The organism is Serratia sp. NPDC087055 (genome assembly GCF_044900985.1).
GTDB lineage: Bacteria > Pseudomonadota > Gammaproteobacteria > Enterobacterales > Enterobacteriaceae > Serratia.
Window position 1 is genome coordinate 1451755 of the sequence record NZ_JBJDOG010000001.1, and the last position, 18090, is coordinate 1469844.

General features: G+C 53.6%; 16 protein-coding genes. 5 read left to right on the forward strand and 11 right to left on the reverse strand.

All coding sequences use genetic code 11. The annotated features are described in order from the left end of the window. Window positions 1-84: 84 nt before the first annotated feature. The 5 genes from ACI2J2_RS06820 to ACI2J2_RS06840 all read left to right on the forward strand — a co-directional run bounded on the left by ACI2J2_RS06820 (window position 85) and on the right by ACI2J2_RS06840 (window position 5843). Window positions 85-2136, forward strand: coding sequence for a TonB-dependent hemoglobin/transferrin/lactoferrin family receptor (locus ACI2J2_RS06820; protein WP_404759721.1), 2052 nt, complete (start codon window positions 85-87; stop codon window positions 2134-2136). Window positions 2137-2199: 63 nt separating this feature from the next. After that, a complete protein-coding gene (locus ACI2J2_RS06825) occupies window positions 2200-3234 on the forward strand; it encodes a hemin-degrading factor (protein ID WP_209633027.1) in 1035 nt (344 codons plus the stop codon). Continuing rightward, window positions 3231-4061: a hemin ABC transporter substrate-binding protein gene (locus ACI2J2_RS06830; RefSeq protein ID WP_404759722.1), complete on the forward strand. Its 831-nt coding sequence runs from the start codon at window positions 3231-3233 to the stop codon at window positions 4059-4061. Before ACI2J2_RS06825 ends, ACI2J2_RS06830 begins: the two co-directional genes overlap by 4 nt. Beyond that, complete coding sequence (locus ACI2J2_RS06835) at window positions 4061-5065, forward strand: iron ABC transporter permease (RefSeq protein ID WP_314592289.1); 1005 nt, start codon at window positions 4061-4063, stop codon at window positions 5063-5065. Before ACI2J2_RS06830 ends, ACI2J2_RS06835 begins: the two co-directional genes overlap by 1 nt. Continuing rightward, window positions 5058-5843, forward strand: coding sequence for a heme ABC transporter ATP-binding protein (locus ACI2J2_RS06840; protein ID WP_209633024.1), 786 nt, complete (start codon window positions 5058-5060; stop codon window positions 5841-5843). Before ACI2J2_RS06835 ends, ACI2J2_RS06840 begins: the two co-directional genes overlap by 8 nt. Before the next feature lie 152 nt (window positions 5844-5995). Here the strand turns inward: ACI2J2_RS06840 and ACI2J2_RS06845 are convergent, their stop codons facing one another. The 11 genes from ACI2J2_RS06845 to arnB all read right to left on the reverse strand — a co-directional run bounded on the left by ACI2J2_RS06845 (window position 5996) and on the right by arnB (window position 18086). Next, window positions 5996-7438, reverse strand: coding sequence for a protein adenylyltransferase SelO (locus ACI2J2_RS06845; RefSeq protein WP_404759723.1), 1443 nt, complete (start codon window positions 7436-7438; stop codon window positions 5996-5998). A 246-nt stretch (window positions 7439-7684) separates the two neighbouring features. Beyond that, window positions 7685-8422, reverse strand: coding sequence for an EAL domain-containing protein (locus ACI2J2_RS06850; protein WP_209633022.1), 738 nt, complete (start codon window positions 8420-8422; stop codon window positions 7685-7687). 552 nt (window positions 8423-8974) lie between these two features. Next, window positions 8975-9988, reverse strand: coding sequence for a lipoate--protein ligase A (locus tag ACI2J2_RS06855; RefSeq protein ID WP_209633021.1), 1014 nt, complete (start codon window positions 9986-9988; stop codon window positions 8975-8977). Between the two features lie 57 nt (window positions 9989-10045). Further along, complete coding sequence (locus tag ACI2J2_RS06860) at window positions 10046-10510, reverse strand: NlpC/P60 family protein (RefSeq protein WP_037418610.1); 465 nt, start codon at window positions 10508-10510, stop codon at window positions 10046-10048. A 173-nt stretch (window positions 10511-10683) separates the two neighbouring features. Further along, window positions 10684-11076: a 4-amino-4-deoxy-L-arabinose-phosphoundecaprenol flippase subunit ArnF gene (gene arnF, locus ACI2J2_RS06865; RefSeq protein ID WP_209633020.1), complete on the reverse strand. Its 393-nt coding sequence runs from the start codon at window positions 11074-11076 to the stop codon at window positions 10684-10686. Next, window positions 11073-11420 carry a 4-amino-4-deoxy-L-arabinose-phosphoundecaprenol flippase subunit ArnE gene (gene arnE / locus ACI2J2_RS06870; RefSeq protein ID WP_404759724.1) on the reverse strand — a complete coding sequence of 116 codons (348 nt, stop codon included), beginning with the start codon at window positions 11418-11420 and terminating at the stop codon, window positions 11073-11075. Before arnE ends, arnF begins: the two co-directional genes overlap by 4 nt. Beyond that, on the reverse strand, window positions 11417-13084 hold the full coding sequence (gene arnT / locus ACI2J2_RS06875) for a lipid IV(A) 4-amino-4-deoxy-L-arabinosyltransferase (protein ID WP_209633018.1): 1668 nt from the start codon (window positions 13082-13084) through the stop codon (window positions 11417-11419). The genes arnE and arnT overlap by 4 nt, the downstream gene beginning before the upstream one ends. Further along, window positions 13081-13986: a 4-deoxy-4-formamido-L-arabinose-phosphoundecaprenol deformylase gene (arnD, locus tag ACI2J2_RS06880; RefSeq protein ID WP_209633017.1), complete on the reverse strand. Its 906-nt coding sequence runs from the start codon at window positions 13984-13986 to the stop codon at window positions 13081-13083. The genes arnT and arnD overlap by 4 nt, the downstream gene beginning before the upstream one ends. Then, the gene (gene arnA, locus ACI2J2_RS06885) at window positions 13983-15965 is read right to left on the reverse strand and encodes a bifunctional UDP-4-amino-4-deoxy-L-arabinose formyltransferase/UDP-glucuronic acid oxidase ArnA (protein ID WP_209633016.1); all 1983 of its coding nucleotides are present in this window, start codon (window positions 15963-15965) and stop codon (window positions 13983-13985) included. Before arnA ends, arnD begins: the two co-directional genes overlap by 4 nt. Further along, the gene (gene arnC, locus ACI2J2_RS06890) at window positions 15965-16945 is read right to left on the reverse strand and encodes an undecaprenyl-phosphate 4-deoxy-4-formamido-L-arabinose transferase (RefSeq protein WP_209633015.1); all 981 of its coding nucleotides are present in this window, start codon (window positions 16943-16945) and stop codon (window positions 15965-15967) included. Before arnC ends, arnA begins: the two co-directional genes overlap by 1 nt. Further along, window positions 16932-18086 (reverse strand): UDP-4-amino-4-deoxy-L-arabinose aminotransferase, encoded by a 1155-nt coding sequence (arnB, locus tag ACI2J2_RS06895; RefSeq protein ID WP_037418591.1) that lies wholly within the window; start codon window positions 18084-18086, stop codon window positions 16932-16934. The genes arnC and arnB overlap by 14 nt, the downstream gene beginning before the upstream one ends. Window positions 18087-18090 lie beyond the last annotated feature (4 nt).

Here is an 18090-nt window from a genome sequence, read left to right on the forward strand (position 1 = left end):
CTTAACGCCAGCCACCCCGATCGATGTTGATCCAGGCAGCCAGCAAATCTATTGATATGTTAAAAACATACGGAGAGTTGCGACATGCCTCTGACCCCTTCCACCCGGCTGCGTTTATCCGCATTGAGTCTGGCGATTGCCTGTGCTCTGCCGGCGGTGACTTTTGCACAAACCAACAGCACGACGTCTTCTCGTTCTACGACGGCGGCTTCACCAGCGAAAAAAGACAAAGCCAGCGACGAAACAATGACCGTGGCCGCCACCGGCAACGCACGCAGCAGCTTCGAAGCACCAATGATGGTCACGGTGATCGAGGGCGATACGCCTGAAAGCCAGACCGCCACCAGCGCCGCCGATATGCTACGCCGCGTGCCGGGTATTACCGTCAATGGCACCGGTCGCAGCAACGGTCAGGACATCTCCATGCGCGGCTACGGTAAAAATGGCGTACTGACGCTGGTAGACGGTATTCGTCAGGGCACCGATACCGGGCACATTGGCGGTACCTTCCTGGATCCGGCTCTGGTAAAACGTATTGAAGTAGTGCGCGGCCCTTCTGCCCTGTTGTATGGCAGCGGTGCGTTGGGCGGCGTAATTGCCTATGAAACGGTGGATGCCGCCGATCTATTAATGCCGGGCCACAATAGCGGCTACCGGGTCTATGGCACCGCGGGTAGCGGCGATCACAGCCTGGGTATGGGCGCCAGCGCCTACGGCAAGACCGACAGCCTCGACGGCCTGCTGTCATTCGGCACCCGTGACGTTGGCGATTTGCGCCAGGGCAACGGTTTTGACGCGCCCAACGACGAGACCATCAGCAACATGTTGGCCAAAGGCACCTGGAAGATTGATGATGCCCAATCGTTGAGCGGCGATTTGCGCTATTACAATAACAGCGCCCGCGAACCGAAAAACCCGCAGGATCCGGATTATTCCAGCAGCAATCCGATGACCAATCGCTCTACCATCCAGCGTGATGCGGCATTAAGCTATAAAGTAAAACCGCTGGATCAGGAGTGGCTGGACGCCGACGTGAAGGTGTACACCTCTGAGGTCAAAATCAACGCTCACAATGCGGCGTCAACAGACGAATTCCGCAAACAAACCACCAACGGTGCCAAGCTGGAGAACCGTACCCGGCTGTTTGCCAACAGTTTTGCTTCGCACCTGCTGACCTACGGCTCGGAAAGCTATCAGCAAAAACAACATCCTGGTGGCGCTACCACCAGCTTCCCACAGGCGAAAATCAACTTCGCTTCCGGTTGGATGCAGGACGAAATCACGCTGCGTGATATTCCTGTCACCCTGCTGGCCGGCACCCGCTACGATAACTATAAGGGCAGCAGCCAGGGCCACGACGACGTCGATGCAGACAAGTGGTCATCCCGTGGCGCACTGACGTATTCGCCAACCGACTGGCTGATGCTGTTCGGATCCTATTCACAGGCCTTCCGCGCCCCCACCATGGGCGAAATGTACAATGATTCGCGCCACTTCCCAGGCAACTATTGGGTGCCGAACCCTAATCTGAGACCGGAAACCACCAGCACCGCCGAGTACGGTTTCGGCCTGCGTTTTGACGATTTGTTGATGGCCGGCGATAACCTGCAGTTTAAAGCCAGCTACTTCGATACCGACGCCAAGGACTACATCAGCCTGTACGTTACCCGTACCCAAACTTCTTCGCAAAATATCTCACGCGCTAAAATTTGGGGCTGGGATACGTCCCTAAGTTACCAAACGCAGTGGTTTAATTGGGACCTGGCTTACAACCGCACGCGCGGCAAGGATAAGTCACGCAGCGGGGAACTGAACGGCAACAGCGGAGAGTGGCTGAGCGACATCAACCCGGATACCGTCACCAGTTCGTTAGACGTTCCACTGGGTGAAACCGGCCTGTCTACCGGCTGGGTTGCGACCTTTGCCGAACGATCCACTCACGTGGCCACTGGCACGCCAGAACAAGGCGGCTACGGCGTCAACGACTTTTACCTGAGCTATAAAGGTCGCGATCGTCTGCAAGGCGTCACTACCACCGTGGTGCTGGGGAACGCCTTCGACAAAGAATATTACTCGCCGCAGGGCATTCCGCAGGATGGCCGTAATGCCAAACTGTTGGTCAGCTACCAGTGGTAACGTTTTAAGTCCGGCGGGCAACCCGAATGCCCGCCGATTGCACCTTACACAGGAGAACTATTTATGAGCAATACCCTCTACGCACGCTACCAGCAGGCCAAGATTGATAACCCAGGCAAATATGCACGTGATTTGGCCGAACTGCTTGGCGTTAGCGAAGCGGAACTGACCCATGCTCGCGTTGGTCAGGATACCCGCCGCCTTCAGACTGATGCCCGTACCCTGCTGACCGAATTGGAGCAGGTTGGCGTCACCAAATCCATCACCCGTAACAGCTACGCGGTGCACGAGCAGATGGGGCGCTACCTCAACCAACACCTGAACGGACACGCGGGGCTGATCCTCAACCCGCGCGAGTTGGATTTGCGACTGTTCCTCAACCAGTGGGCCAGCGCCTTCGCCATGAGCGAAACCAACAAGCGCGGCGTGCGTCACAGCATTCAGTTCTTCGATCATCAGGGTGACGCGTTGCATAAGGTGTACACCACCGACGAGACCGACCTGTCCGCCTGGATGGCGTTGGTGGAGCGCCATCTGAGTGCAGAAAATCCGGCGTTGGAACTGAAAGCCCCGGACGCTACGGTCAGTAACGCCGCACCGGACAACGAAAAGATCGACCGCGAATGGCGTGAAATGACCGACGTTCACCAGTTCTTCCAGTTGTTAAGCCGCAATAAGCTGACGCGTCAGCAGGCCTTCAAGGCCGTCGGCAACGATTTGGCCTACCGGGTGGATAACAGCGCCCTGTCCCAGTTGCTCAACGCAGCGCTCGGCCTGCAAAACGAAATCATGATTTTTGTCGGCAACCGTGGCTGTGTGCAGATCTTTACCGGTCAGATCGAGCGTCTGATGCCACAGGAAGGCTGGATTAACGTGTTTAACCGTCGCTTCACCCTGCACCTGATCGAAGATGCCATCGCCGAAAGTTGGATCACCCGCAAACCAACCAAAGACGGCTTTGTCACCAGTCTGGAATTGTTCGCTGCTGATGGGACACAAATCGCCCAGCTTTACGGTCAACGTACTGAAGGTCAACCTGAACAAACCCAGTGGCGCGAGCAGGTTGCGGCACTTGAACCTAAGGACATTGCTGCATGAAATCCTCATTGACCCGTCGCCTGGCGTTGTGCATTGCGCTGGCGTTACCCTTCACCGCTACGGCGGCAGAACGTATTGTCTCGATAGGCGGTGACGTCACCGAAATTGCCTTCGCACTGGGCGCGGGCGATGAGGTGATAGCGCGAGACAGTACCAGTCTGCAACCGGAAGCCGTCAAAAAACTGCCGGATGTCGGCTACATGCGCCAGCTTAATGCCGAAGGCATTCTGGCGTTAAAACCCACGATGGTATTGACCACTGAGTTGGCCGAGCCGGCCTTGGTACTGAAACAACTGGAAGAAAGCGGCGTTAACGTGGTGCGCATTCCAGGCGATACCACGTTGCAGAGCGTGCCGGAAAAAATCACCGTCATTGCCAATGCACTGCAACGAACCGCCCAAGGCAAGGCGTTAAACACGCGCTACCAGCAACAGTTGGCGGCGGTAAAAACAGATGCCTTGCCGGTCAGGGTCTTGTTCGTCATGAGCCATGGCGGCATTACCCCCATGGCTGCCGGGCAGCACACCGCGGCTGATGCGGTCATCACCGCAGCCGGTCTGAAGAATGCCATGCAAGGATTTAGCCGCTACCGCCCGCTGTCGCAGGAAGGCGTGATCGCCAGTGCACCCGATCTGTTGTTGGTCACCACTGACGGCATTAAAACCCTCGGTGGGCAGGAACAACTTTGGAAATTGCCCGGCATTGCACTCACGCCTGCCGGTAAACAACATCGCGTGCTGGTCGTTGACGATATGGCGCTGCTCGGTTTTGGGTTAGAAACACCTGCCGCGCTGGCTAAATTGCGTAATGCGGCGGAGCAAAAGTAATGCGCAGTCGCACTTCCCCACGCCTGGCGATTGCCAGCCTGCTGGTGTTACTGACGCTTCTGGCGCTGGGTGCCGCCAATATGGGTGCACTGACCTTGTCATTCCGTACCTTGTGGCAGCAACCGTTCAGCGACACCACCTGGCATATCTGGTTAAACATCCGTCTGCCGCGCGTGCTGTTAGCGGTGGTGATTGGCTGCGCGTTAGCCGTGTCCGGTGCCGTAATGCAGGGGCTGTTCCGCAACCCGTTGGCTGACCCCAGCTTGCTGGGTATCAGCAGTGGCGGTGCGCTGTTTGTCGCACTGATTATCGTGATGCCACTGGCGTTACCACCGGTAGTTGCCCTCTATGGCCACATGCTGGCGGCGTTTCTCGGCAGCATGCTGGTGTCTATCCTGATCTACGGCATCAGCCGCAGCGGGCACGGGAGCCTGTCGCGTCTGTTACTGGCGGGCATTGCCATCAATGCGCTGTGCATGGCGGCAATTGGCGTACTGTCTTACCTCAGTAACGATCAGCAATTGCGCCAGTTTTCATTGTGGATGATGGGCAGCTTGAGCCAGTCGCAGTGGCCTACGCTGGCGGTTTCCGCCACCCTGATTTTACCAGCGACCCTACTCACGCTGTTGCAAGCGCGTAGACTGAACCTGCTCCAACTGGGTGATGAAGAGGCACATTATCTTGGCGTGAACGTCCAGCGTGCCAAACTGCAGCTGTTGTTATTAAGCGCATTGTTGATTGGCGCGGCAGTGGCAATGAGCGGCGTGATTGGCTTTATCGGGCTGGTGGTACCGCATCTGGTTCGTATGCGCCTTGGCGGTGACCATCGCTGGCTGTTGCCTTGTTCTGCACTGGGGGGAGCTTGCCTGCTTTTAGTCAGCGATACGTTTGCACGCACGCTGGTTGCACCGGCGGAAATGCCCGTCGGCTTGATGACCAGTCTGATTGGCGGGCCTTACTTCTTATGGCTGGTCATGCGCCAGCGGGAGCGTGTGGGTGGATAACACATCAAGTCTGACAGCGCAGCAATTACGCTACAGCCTGGGTTCACGCAGGTTAATCAACGACGTGTCACTCAGCATCAACAGCGGTGAAATGGTGGCGATTATCGGGCCGAATGGTGCGGGTAAGTCGACGTTGCTACGTGTGTTAACCGGGTATCTGGCTCCAGGTTGTGGCGAATGCCAGTTGCTCGGACGCCCGTTAGAACAGTGGCATCCCCAGCAATTGGCGAAGGTGCGCGCGGTAATGCGCCAGCATAGTGATTTGGCCTTTCCCTTTACGGTAGAAGAAGTGGTCAGCATGGGGCGTGCGCCACATGGCAAGCGGGATGCGCAGCAAGCAATACAACAGGTGATGACGCAAACCGGCTGCCTTGAATTGGCACAACGAGATTATCGCCAACTTTCCGGCGGTGAACAGCAACGGGTGCAGCTTGCCCGCGTATTGGCACAACTCTGGCAGCCACAGCCCTCTCCGGCCTGGCTGTTTCTTGACGAACCGACGTCAGCATTGGATCTCTACCACCAGCAGCATACGCTAAGGCTACTGCGGACGCTGACACGCCAGCAGCCCATTGCCGTGTGCTGCGTACTGCACGACCTCAACCTGGCCGCGCTGTATGCCGATCGCATTTTGTTGCTGCATCAGGGGCAACTGGTCGCTTCGGGGACGCCGCAAGAGGTCTTGCAGGCGGAGATTCTCACCCGTTGGTATCAGGCGGACTTGGGAGTGGTGCACCACCCGGAAGTGGCGTTACCGCAGGTGTATTTGCGCCAATAAGTTGACTGCCATGCCTATACCCGATGAATGTTAAGTTGCAGCCAGGCGCCCAGCTGATGTGAACGCGGCTCGCAGCGAGGAGTGTGGCCCATGGACGGGCCACCTCACTGAGTGCAGGTAACCACCCTGCAGCTTGAAAGACGACGGGTATTTCAGCTCGAGCAGGAAATCTCCAGGTGTTTGCCCCAATCTGGCGGCAACGCCGCGAGATCGTCATATTCCGCTGTGTCAGCAAAAGGGGTCAGTAAGGCCTGATGCAAACGTGCCAGTTTGCTGACATCGTTCTGTTCAGCACTCTCTATCGCCTGCTGTGCCAGATAGTTGCGCAGAATTAACTTAGGGTTCACGGCATTCATTGCCCGCTGACGCTCGGCATCACTCACCTGTTCTTGCTGCAAACGCTGACGATATTGCTGATACCAACTGTCGAATGCGGCGCGATCAATAAACTCATCCCGTAATGGCGACTGCGCTTGTTGCTGTTCCGTTTGGCCCAACAAACGGAAGGTACGGCTATAATCCCGCCCTTCTTGTGCCATCATGCTTAACAACCCGGTAAGCAGATCGTTATCCTGCTGCGACTGGGTGAAGAAACCGAGCTTGGCCCGCATTTGCTCTCCGTAGGCACGCATCAGCGCCGGTTCGTAGGCTCCTAGCGCCTGCTGCAACTGTTCGGTGCTCATCAATCCGGACAGCGTCTGCGCCAGCCGGTGGAGGTTCCACAATGCGGCTGCCGGTTGATTATCAAATGCATAACGGCCCTGATGGTCAGAATGGTTGCAGATATAGTCGGGCTGGTAATCATCCAGGAAGCCATAGGGGCCGTAATCAATGGTCATACCCAGAATCGACATATTATCGGTATTCATCACGCCATGTGCGAAGCCAACGGTCTGCCAATGGGCGATAAGCCGTGCGGTACGTTCGACGACATCGGTAAACCACTGCAAATAGCCATCGCTTTGATCTTGAAACTGCGGCCAGTGGCGGGCAATGACAAAATCAGCTAACTGTTGTACCTGCTCTGGCTGTTTGCGGTAGTAGAAATGTTCAAAATGGCCGAAGCGGACATGGCTTTCTGCTATGCGCAATAGCATCGCTCCGTGTTCCGGCTGTTCACGGTAAACGGGATGCTCACTGGTCACAATGGTCAGTGCTCGCGTTGTTGGAATACCCAGATGATGCATTGCCTCAGAGGCCAGGAACTCGCGGATCGCCGAACGTAGCACCGCACGGCCATCCCCCATACGCGAGTATGGCGTCATTCCGGCCCCTTTCAGATGCCAGTCCATACTGCGGCCATCGGCCAGTCGCTGTTCGCCCAGCAGAATGCCGCGGCCATCACCCAACTGCCCAGCCCAAACCCCGAACTGGTGCCCACTGTATACCTGTGCCAACGGTTTCATCCCTGGCAGCAGCGTTTCACCCGCCCAAATCGGGGTTTTATCTTGGGTAAACCAACTTTCGTCCAGCCCCAACTCACGCGCGAGTGGCTCACTGTGATACAGCAGGCGAGCGCCTTTCAGCGGCGTAGGGTTCAATTCGGTATAAAAACCGGCTAGCTGGTCATGGTAAGCATTTTCAAACTGCGGCATAGGCCCTCCGTTACAGCTAGTGTAGAGCCAGGACGGAACGATTAACACAGAGGAAATGTAGGGAGAACGCATCTGCCCGAAACGCGGGCAGATGCGGTAGATCAGCGTTTATGCCGATACGACTTAAATGTCTTTTTACGCTGGTAGATAAAATACTTAATCAGCGAGAAAATGATAATGAATAACAGCGCCGGAATCACAGAAAAAATCATCCAGTCCACTATTGGCTCCGTTGTGTGTGCGGTCTCAATTATTGTTATTAAACTCATCGGGTGTTACCCGTAACGCTGCCAGATTATCCACACCGACGCTAGGCCATAAAAAACCTTGCAGCCCAAAAACGCCAGCATGTCTGAGCTTATTAAAGTATTCCTTTTTCTCTATTCCTCCGACGATCACCCCCTTACACAGCAGATTGATATTCTTTAATAGTGAGTCAATGACCACGTCATATCCCTGATGGGTAAACAACTGCCAGTAAAAACGCTTGTCAATTTTCACATAGTCGAACAAACCATCATACAATGCCGTCAACGTTGCCTGACCAGAACCAAAATCATCCAACCATAGCGAAAACCTCTCGCTAAGCCGGTAGATTTTTTCATTGTTTTTACCTGCCGAAAGATTCGGAAAACCTTCACTGATTTCAAAGGCAATAAAAGGCCACTTTCTGATGCGTTCACACAGTTGATCATCAGTGAGTATCAAATCGACAAGAGTTTCTTCGATATTCAGCGTCAACAACACGTTGTTTTCGGCAAACCAGGGTGCATTCTGTTCTGCCAATTTCAATTGCTCATTAAATAACTCAATCCTTTGCTCAGCGGTCAATAAATTAATCCCAATGTCAGCCGGCATAGCCAAATCACCGTCCAGACTATTAAAACGGTTCAAGATTTCTACCGCTAACAGCCTGCCCTCCATTGAGTAAACAGGTTGAAAAACATAGCTACTAATAAAGTCAGCTTCGAATTGGATTTTCATTTCAATGCCACAGGCTGAATGGCGAGCACCTCATCGTATATCAATATATTTTATCGATCAATCCCTCTGAGATTAATCGGAAATATCAATGCAGCCTCCCATAACTTATCATTTAATTGATAGATTAAAGCTATATCCACGACACATCAGACGGAAACAGAAACAATTTGGCTTAAGGGTAAAAACACGCGCCACACCCTAAACAAAGCGATATTTAACTTAAGTGATATCGTCACGCTAAAAATTTGACTTATTATCATTGTTTTCATTAAAGAAAATCCTAACAACGTAAATCTATTAACAAGGTATACGACAAACATAAGCACAAGAGACACATAAACTGATTAAATTTAATTACGCATCAATTTCACTCGTTATTCCTTGCATTGAAACGGTAAAAAAATGCCACCTTGCTTTTTGAGAAAAATCTACTACATCGATGTTTTGGCTGCATTTTTTGTCGAAGGGAGGATACCGGCCGTCAGTAAGCCCCTCTTTCTGGCATAAAAAAGGGATGAGTTGCCTCATCCCAGAACATTCAGAATCTGAATATTATTTAATCGTCTCAACCAGCCATTGCCGCAGCTCGGCCAATTCAGCCCCCTGTTCTGGAAACTGGGCAATCAGACTGTCACAGCACGCTGCCAGTGCATCAGTACGGTAGGCACAGCCAATCAGCATGTCGGCCAAATGTTGTAACGGTGCCGGGCTAAGGCTGTCGGTAAAGATTTGCGCCCGGCAGATGAGGCCCTTCTCTACGTCAAAGAAGATATCTACCCCGCCCCAGACAAAACGTTCATTTAGCAAATGACTAAACGCTGGCGCCTTGCCAAAGTTCCATTCCCAACTGCTTTGTTTGGCGAACTGTGCGGCAAAATCCGGCAGGTCAGGATAGACATCAGGCGAGATGATCTCCGCCGTGGCGGTCTCTCCATAGTGATTAAAGAACGCCTGGATCACCGCGTTGCATACGTGTTCATGGCTAATGTCGGGTAGAAATTCGGACAGATTGGCAACGCGAGAGCGTACGGACGTGATGCCTTTAGCCTGCAATTTCTTTGGGTCAGGATTAAGGTAGTCCGCCAAGCGGTTAAGATCGGCATTGAGCAATAACGTACCGTGGTGGAACCCACGATCCTGCGTTTCTCGGTAGGCTGAGCCGGAGATTTTGCGTACGCCGTCTGCGGTATCGATCACGAGATCATTACGCCCGGATGCGGTGGCGGAAATACCCAGCTGTGCCAACGCCTGCAGGATAATCCCGGTTGAGACTGTCTTATCGTAATCGGGCTTGCCCGCCATAAAAGTAAAACAGGTATTCCCCAGATCGTGAAATACCGCGCCACCGCCACTGCTACGACGTGCCAGGCGAATACCGTCTTGTTCCATCCTGCGGGTATTGCACTCTTTCCAGGGGTTTTGTGACTGGCCAATGACCACGGTTTCGGCGTTGCGCCATAAGAACAGAATTTTCTGCGTAGTCATTTCGCGGAAGATGCATTCTTCCACAGCCAGATTGAACCAAGGATCGTAAGAGTCGGAAATCAATAAGCGTAAACGTGTCATGGCGGTCACCGTTAAATATGTGATACCGCCATGATACACCAAATCAAAGAGTTAAGACTAAATGCGGCGAGCCTGCCAGTAGGCCTTTTTCCAATATACGTTGTCCAGAGACGAACGCATCACGCCTCTACTGGTGGACGCGTGAATGAATTGATCGTTGGTATCATAAATGCCGACGTGCAAACCGTTCTCGCCAGCACCGGTTTTGAAAAAGACTAAATCGCCCGGCATCAGTTCATCACGAGACACTTTGGTGCCCAGAGACGTTTGCTCTGCTGTGGAGCGAGGTAATTGCATATCGAAACGGTCGCGGAAGGTGCGATAGACGAACCCGGAGCAATCAACGCCGCCCCGATCCACGCCACCGTAACGATAAGGTGCGCCGTACCATTGACGCAGCTGCTCATTTAACTGAGCCACCACCACAATGGAATCCGCCAACCGGCCGCTTGGAGGCGGTGCATGGCTGCTGCAACCAGCAAGTATTAAACTGGCGAGTAAAAACCAAATACGCATCCGCATAATATCCCTTCATTGAACACGCTGCCGCATCATGCCGTCCGGTAAAGCCTACCGCCTGCGAGGCAAAGCTGGCACCACGTAAGGAGATCGCTATTTTGGGCTAATTTATCCCCCACCGGGGGAAAAAGGCAAGCGCTGTGAAGGAGATAATCGTATTAGCGGCAGTTTTTGTGCTATTGGGGCGTTTTTACCGTGGCTTGGCTGTTAATCAACCACACGCCAAACAGGATAAACAGCGTACCCAATGTTTTCAGTAAGGTAGCCGATTCGTTAAACCATGGCAAAATCACCGCCGCCAGATAGACCAACGCATAACTGACACTCAGCAAGGGATAAGCACGGTTAAGAGGCAAATGGTGGAGCGCGAAGAACCAGCATAACATTGACAATGCATAGCCGAAAATACCGCCACTGACCGCCAGAAGTGGTAACCAGTATTGGCTAAACAGGCTGAGAGTGACGTCAGCAAATGACATCAGTGGGATCTGTGACATTCCCCACTTCATCAACAGCTGTGCCAGCGTAACCAGCAGGACGCTGGCAGCGCCCCAGGCATAGCCCCTCATGGATTTATACTCATCAGCAGGATCCCCAGCATAATCGAACCTACCCCCCACCAATGCCGTATGGTAGTCGGTTCTTTAAACAACCAACGGGCGGCAAGCGTCACCAACACAAAGTTCAGACTGAGTGTCGGATAGGCCAAACTGAGCGGCAAACGTTGTAATACGTTAAGCCACACGGCCATACCTAACCCTAACAACAACACCGCCAGTGCCAACCAACGCAGCGTTGGCCCCCGCCTGACGGCGGGAGCCAACTGCCAGCACTGGGCGGCCTGTTTCTGGCACAGCTGCCCACCACAGGTGAGCAAGCTGACCACAATGACCAACAGATAGCCGATGATCATGGCTGCTGCTGATACCAGAACAATGCCAGACGGTTCATTACCTGCACCTTATCCGCCGGCGGCAGATTTTGCTGTTCAATGCTTTCGCCACGGGACAACTGCAAGACCAGTGAAACATCGCCCTGCTTACGTGCCTGTTCCAACCACTGTGGGAAGTCCGCATCGCTGATGAAATGGCTACGCGCATCTGCGTAATCCAAGCCATAGGAAACTTCTCCCTTCTGGTTAAACATCAGTACATCGCTGCGCTTCAATTCCCAGGCCAAACCCGCAGCCACGCCAACGCTATCAGTCAGTACATAACGGCTGTGGCTTAACTCAGCCATATTGGTCTGCGCGAAGTTTTGCGGCAATTTGGAGTCAGTGACCTGTTGTGGAATAGCATAACCAATCAGCAGGCACAGCAGCAACGGGCAAGCCGCCGCCCAGCTCCAGCGTTTTGCATTATTGCGCACCGATACGACAGCAAACAGCAACCAACCGGCAAAGGCGATAATGCCGATGACGATCTTCGGCCACTCTTGTGCGGTAAACAAATGCACTTTCGGCAGTAACCCGGAGCCCAGGAGCAGCAGCGCCACGATGCCGATTAAGCCAAACAATCCGTTTAATACGGCGTTAACCTTGAAGACCTTATTGCGCAGTGCCGCCACGCAATCTTCAGCATACGCCGCCATTAACAACGCCATCGGTGCCATGCATGGCAGAATATAGGTTGGCAACTTGCCCTTGGCGATGCTGAAGAAGATCAGCGGCATCATCACCCAACTGAGCAGGAAGAACAGCTCAGGCCGTTGGACGCGTTCACGCCAGCCTTTGAGCAGCGCCCCCGGCAAAAGTGCCAGCCATGGCAATACAGCAGCCATCAGAATCGGGAGGTAATACCAGAATGGCGCTTTATGTTGGGCATTGTCTTCGGCGAATCGCTGAATATGCTCAACCCAGAAGAAGTAATTCCAGAAGTCCGGTTCACGTTGTGCAATCGCCAACGCCCAAGGCAAGCTCAGCAACACGGCAACCACGATCGCCACAGGGCCATAAATCAACAGATCTTTAATCCGCCGCTGTTGTATAACGATCGGGATCACCGCAATCACCGGTACCGCCAGTGCCAGGAACCCCTTGGTCATAAAGCCCATTCCACAGGCCAAGCCCAGCAGCACGTAGCCACCCAGTTTGCCTTTAACCGTGGTGGCTTTCAGCGTCATATAATAGCTGACCATGGCTGCGGCCAGCCACAACGAGATCATCGGATCCAATACGCTGTAGGTACCGATGCTGAAAACCAGCACCATAGACAGGAAAATCAGTACCGCCAGGCAAGCGCGGTGGGCATTGCGCCACATCAGCATTGCCAGTACAAATACCAACAACGCCGTCATGCCGGTGCTAAATACCGAACCAAAGCGCACCGCAAAGTTAGTATCACCAAACAACCATTGGCTGATGTTGTTGAACCAATAGCCAGCAACCGGTTTTTCAAAATAGCGCAGACCGAGCAAATGCGGCACGACCCAGTCGCCACGTTGCAGCATCTCTCGGCTAATTTCAGCATAGCGAGTTTCATCTGGTTGCCATAACAGGCGACCGTTGAGAGGAATCAGGTAAACCAAAGCAAAAAAAATGGCCAATAAAATGGCCCATGATCCTTTTAGCGCCTTCATGAATCGTCCTTCACATCGGTTTGACAGCCCAGCCAACCTTCGCGGCCAGGGAAAGGAGCACGCTCGACGCGGCCCAATGGCAATGACGCCAAATCTTGGGGCAACAGTGCGCTTAACGGACAGAATTCTATGCCCTGCCGTTGCGCCCGCTGCAGTAACTGCTCAAACATGGCTGCCTGTGACATACCTTCAACTTCAGTGTGAATGGTATATACCGGCACACCCGGATCGCTTTCAATGGCCCGCAGAATGTAATCGTTAAAGTCAGCCATACTCACTTCGCTACCAATCACCTCATCGAAGGTCGGTAGCGTGACTGGAATCTGTACGGTTCCCAGGCGGCCATCGCTTAACACAGGGCGGAAGGGATGCGTACCACGACAATCGCTGTTGTAATGAAAACCAAAGCGCTGCTTCACTTCCAACACCCGCGTATCTGCACGCCAACCGGCAACCGCTGAACATTTAACCGGCTGACCGGTACTGGCAGCCAGTGCGTCCACACCAAGTTGAACCTGCTGCGTCAGCTCAGCCTCAGACCAGCGCGCGACTTTGGCTTGCCAACCCTGATGATCCCAGGCATGTAACCCCACCTCATGCCCGGCCTCTGCGGTAAGTTTCATCAACGGCCCCAGCCGACGGGAGATATTGCGTCCCGGCCAGGCTGTGCCAGCCAGCAAAATGTCCAAGCCATACAGTGATGCTGCGTTAGAACGCAGCATTTTCCACAGGAATTTCGGACGCAAAAGGCGCCAAAGATGGCGCCCCATATTGTCCGGTCCTACGCTGAAAAAGAAACTGGCCTGAATATTGTACTTGTCAAACAACTCCAGCAACTGCGGCACCCCTTCCCGGGTGCCGCTGAAGGTATCTACATCAACTCGCAGACCGACTTTCTTCATGCACCGTCACCTTCCTGAACGGTTGTGCGCAAGAAGTAATCCAGCGTATCAGCAACGGTTTGCTGCATCGCGATAGTCGGCTGCCAATCCAGCAGGCGACGCGCATTCTTGATGCTTGGCGTACGGTGCTCAACGTCCTGATAGCCTTTACCGTAGTAGCTGCTGCTTTCCACATCTTTGAAGCCGGCAAACGGCGGGAAGCGATCGCGCAGCGGGTGGTTGTTGAAGCTTTCAAGCAGCATTTCTGCTAATTCGCGGATGCTGGCTTCGTTGGTCGGGTTACCAATGTTGACGATCTGGCCGTCACACAGGCCATCACGGTTTTCGATAATGCGGAACAGCGCCTCGATACCGTCGTTGATGTCAGTGAAGCAACGTTTCTGCGCCCCGCCGTCCATCAATTTGATTGGAGAACCTTCAACCAGATTAAGGATCAACTGGGTAATAGCACGGGAAGAACCAATACGCGCAGCATCCAGGTTATCCAGACGTGGCCCCATCCAGTTAAATGGACGGAACAGCGTGAACTTCAGGCCTTCTTTGGCACCGTATGCCCAGATAACCCGATCCAGCAACTGTTTGGACACGGAATAAATCCAGCGCTGTTTGTTGATTGGCCCAACAATCAGACGTGAGTGGTCTTCGTCAAATTCCTTATCGTCACACATGCCATACACTTCAGAGGTGGACGGGAAGATAATGCGCTTATTGTATTTCACGCAGTCGCGGACGATTTTCAAGTTTTCTTCAAAATCCAGCTCGAACACGCGCAGTGGGTTGCGGGTATATTCGATTGGCGTCGCAATAGCCACCAGCGGCAGAACGACGTCACATTTTTTAATGTGATACTCGATCCACTCGGAGTGAATGCTGATGTCACCTTCCACAAAGTGGAAGCGCGGGTTATCAAGGAAACGGCTGATAGCATCAGAGCCAATATCCAAGCCGTAGATATCGTAACGGTCATCACGCAGCAGGCGTTCGGTCAGGTGGTTACCGATGAAGCCGTTAACCCCGAGAATCAGCACACGCGTTCTGCGCTTCATCACTGCGTTTGGCTTGGCAGCCAGGCGCACATCGGTGACGATACCCATTTCCTGTGCCAGACGGCTGCCCTGTACGTACAGACCCGCATCGTTTTGACCGGCAACGATTTCCAGTGCGCCTTCACCGCAGGCAATAACCAGCGGAGAAGTGCTGAGCACAGTACCCGGTTGTTTGTCGTGCTGTGTATCCAGCACGCGAGCGCGCCAAACGATCAATTTACGCTGACCAAGGTAGCTGAAAGCGCCTGGGTAAGGTTCGGTAACAGCACGCACCAGGTTGTTGATTTCCTGCGCGGATTTATGCCACAGAATTTCACCGTCTGCCGCAGTGCGACGGCCAAAATAGCTGGCTTCGGCTTCGTTTTGCGCGGTGAACGTGGCGGTACCGTTTTTCAGTTTTGGCAGCTCGTCTTTCAGCAGTACCTGCGCGGCTTCCAACACTTTTTTGTGCAGCGTCAGAGCTGTGTCTTCAGCGGCAATGGTTACTTTACGTTGACCAACGATGTCACCCGCATCTGGGCGCTTGACCATTTTATGCAGCGTCGCACCGGTTTCGGTTTCGCCATTCACCAACACCCAGTTCACTGGTGCACGGCCGCGGTAGTGTGGCAGCAATGAACCGTGCAGGTTGAAACCGCCTTTCGGGGCCAGTGACAGAAGTTCGTCGCTCAGCAGATTGCGATAATAGAATGAGAAAATAACGTCCGGCTGCATCTGACGGATACGCTCGATCCACAGCGGGTGGTTAACGTCATCCGGCGCATAAACCGGCAACTCCAATTCTGCACCCAAGCGGGCAACGGAGGAGAAAAAGTTGTTCTCACCAGGATCGTCGGTATGCGTGAATACCGCTTGAACATCATAGCCTGCGTCAGTTAGCGCTTTCAGGCCTGCGCAGCCAATATCATGGTAAGCAAATACAATAGCTTTCATTATTCTTCTTCCTGAGTATTGTGAGTCGGTTGTTCACCGACCACTTTCTGAACAAAATAACGGGGACGAGCACGCACGTCGGTATAGATACGACCGATGTACTCGCCCAGCAGGCCCATGCCGACAAATTGGGCGCCGATAAAGGTAAACAATACGGCAAACAGGGTGAACACCCCGCCGCCTGACCATTCAGGTCCCATAATCAAACGCAGAGCGATCAACAGCACTGCCAGTATGAAACCTGAGAGAGCTATCACGCTGCCGACAACGCTGAGCAAACGCAGCGGTGTTGTCGTCAAGCAGGTGATCAGGTCATACATCAGGTTAATCAGCTTCATCAGGCTGTATTTGGAATCGCCAAACTCACGCTCAGCATGCAGCACTTCAATTTCTGTGGTGCGGCGGGCGAAGGTATTCGCCAGGATAGGGATGAAGGTGCTGCGCTCGTGGCAGTTAAGCATCGCCTCGATAATATGGCGACGGTAAGCACGTAGCATGCAACCGTAATCCCCCATCGATTTGCCAGTGGCGCGTTGGATCATCATATTGATGATGCGCGAGGCACTTTTGCGGAACCAGGAATCCTGACGATTAGCACGCACGGTGCCCACAACGTCGTAGCCTTCTTCCGCCACGCGCACTAAACGCGGGATCTCTTCTGGTGGGTTTTGCAAATCGGCATCCAGTGTAATCACCAGATCGCCACTCACCTGGTTGAAACCGGCCATGATCGCCGAATGCTGACCGTAGTTACGGTTAAGCAATACCGCAATAACACAGCTGCCTGGCTGTTCAGCCGCGGCGGTCAACATGTCAGCAGAGTTGTCACTGCTGCCGTCATCGACCAGGATAATTTCATAAGGTTGGGTCAATTGTTTACAGGCAGCACTGGTACGCTCAAGCAAAGCAGGTAAGCTTTCCTGCTCGTTGTATACCGGGATCACCACCGAAACTTTTTTTATCGGTTCAACGCGAGACACGTAACGACTCCACAACAGAAGACAAGGCTTTGACCACGCGATCAACATCGTCGTCGGTCATATCAGGGAATAGCGGTAAGGTACACAGGCGCGCCGAGTTCCATTCAGTATTCGGCAAAGACAGCTGCGGATAACGTTCACGATAAAACTTTTGAGTATGGGCCGCGCGGAAATGCAGACCGGTGCCAATACCGACTTCTTTCAAGCGTTCCATCAGTTGATCGCGGTCGATCCCACAGCGCTCGGCATCAACGCGTACCATAAACAGATGCCATGCGTGGTCATGCGGGTAATCCGGCAAACCCAGCGGCAGGAAAGGCGAGCCTTCCAACGCGGTGAGATAACGCTGCGCCAGCGCTTTACGGCGAGCATTAAGCTGCGGCAAGCGTGCCAGTTGCACCACGGCGATGGCCGCATGGATATCAGAAAGATTGTATTTATAGCCAGGCTCGACCACTTCAGCCTGAGGTTTGCGCCCTAGTTGCTGGCGGTCAAACGCATCAACGGCCAAACCGTGGAATTTCAAACAACGCAGGCGATCCGCCAATTCATCGTCGTCGGTGGCAATCAGGCCGCCTTCGGCGCAGGTCAGATTCTTAATCGCGTGGAATGAGAAGATGGCCGTGCCACGAGCACCGACCCACTCACCGTTGTAACGGGAACCGACGGCGTGGGCCGCGTCTTCAATCAGAGGAATGTTGTGGCGTTGAGCCACATCGCGCAACGCGTCCATTTGCAGTGGTGCGCCAGCGTAATGTACCGGAACAATAGCTTTGGTTTTTGCCGTAATCGCTGCTTCAACATCGCTGGCGCTGACCATCAGCGTATCGCGGTCAACGTCAATCATTACCGGCGTCGCGCCGAGCAATTCAATCATGTTGAGGGTGGAAACCCAGGTCTGTGAGGGAGTGATAACTTCGTCGCCTGGGCCAATACCCAGAGCCATCAGGGTGATGTGCATACCGGCGGTGGCGGAACAAACAGCAATGGCATGTTTACAGCCGAAGGTGGCGCAAAACTCACTTTCCAACTGCTGATTTTGCGGCCCGGTAGTGATCCAACCTGAGCGCAATACCCTTTCTACCGCCGCGATTTCTTCATCGCCAATCGCTGGGCGTGAGAAAGGTAAAAATTGATCCATAGTT